The organism is Asticcacaulis sp. AC460 (assembly GCF_000495795.1).
In the GTDB taxonomy this organism is placed as follows: Bacteria; Pseudomonadota; Alphaproteobacteria; order Caulobacterales; family Caulobacteraceae; genus Asticcacaulis.
Genome location: NZ_AWGD01000059.1, coordinates 1 through 1093, shown reverse-complemented (window position 1 = coordinate 1093; position 1093 = coordinate 1). Strand labels below are relative to the sequence as shown.

The window sequence follows — 1093 nt, the reverse complement described above, 5'->3', positions numbered from 1 at the left end:
GGCCGGATTGCGGCGGCGCTGACCGATACCCGCGCGGCGATCGACACGTTGCAGGCGGCGGTAGGTGTGCTGGCGCAGGAAGAGGAAAAGTTAAGGGGCGACCTAAACGCCGCGCACCGGCTGGCGCTGACGCGTGAGCAGAAAATACAGAGGTTACTCAATGAAAATCAGCAATTACGGGACTGGTTTAACACTGCTTTGCCTGCTGACGTTGCCCGGCTGCACCAGCGCCCCGGCTTCACCGGCGCCGCGGATTATCTACGTTGGCTGTCCGAAAGTGAGTCCGTGCCAAATCCCGGCCAGCCACCCGGCGACTAATGGCGATCTGAGCGCCGATATTCGCCAGCTTGAAAACGCCTTGGCGGCCTGCGCGGTGCAGGTCGAAACGATAAAACACTGTCAGGAACACCACGATGTTAAAACCGCAACAGCTCCGCGCTGAGCTGACACGCTGCCTGCCGTGGCTACAGCGCAACCCTGAAAACCTGCAAGTTCGGGTAGATCGCGGCAATGTGGTCGCCACGCTTGCCGTCTCGCTGTCCCATGAGTACCGCTATACGCTGAACCTGCTGTTTTTGGACTACACCGGCGATCTGGATTTAATCATGGTGCCGATTCAGGCATGGCTACGGGAAAACCAGCCGGATATCATGGCAACGGAGGAAAAGCGTCGCACCGGGATCACCTTCGCGAGCGACTTCAACAACAACGGCTCTTACGATTTCAGCGTATCGCTGCAGCTGACCGAGCGTGTAGTGGTCAGCGAACAGAACGGCACACTACACGTTAAGCACCTGCCGGAGCCGCCGTTACCGGAGGACATCACGCGGCCGATGCAGCTCTTTGTTCACGGTGAATTAGTGAGTGAATGGCATGAGCGAGCTTAATCCCTTTGACACCCGGCTTGCCGGGCTGATTGCCAAGCTGTCGCCGCAGTCCCGAAAGTCGCTGGCCGTTGCCGTGTCAAAGCGCCTGCGCGCCGGTCAACAGCAACACATCAAACGCCAGCAGGCACCGGACGGCACCCCCTACGCGCCGCGCAAAACTCGGCTTCGCAACAAAAAGCGCCTGCGCGATCGGGCAATGTTCTCCA

General features: G+C 59.5%; 4 protein-coding genes. All 4 read left to right on the top strand.

Features of this window, described 5'->3' with window-relative positions:
• Positions 1-318, top strand: a 318-nt coding sequence (gene lysB, locus ABAC460_RS47880; RefSeq protein WP_031237661.1) for an Rz-like lysis system protein LysB, incomplete at its 5' end; no start/stop codon positions are given.
• A complete protein-coding gene (lysC, locus tag ABAC460_RS51235) occupies positions 212-442 on the top strand; it encodes an Rz1-like lysis system protein LysC (protein WP_229601625.1) in 231 nt (76 codons plus the stop codon). The genes lysB and lysC, both read left to right, overlap by 107 nt.
• On the top strand, positions 414-887 hold the full coding sequence (locus tag ABAC460_RS47875) for a phage tail protein (RefSeq protein WP_023456037.1): 474 nt from the start codon (positions 414-416) through the stop codon (positions 885-887). The genes lysC and ABAC460_RS47875 overlap by 29 nt, the downstream gene beginning before the upstream one ends.
• Positions 874-1093 (top strand): phage virion morphogenesis protein (locus tag ABAC460_RS47870; protein ID WP_023456036.1); only part of this gene is annotated, 220 nt, incomplete at its 3' end. The genes ABAC460_RS47875 and ABAC460_RS47870, both read left to right, overlap by 14 nt.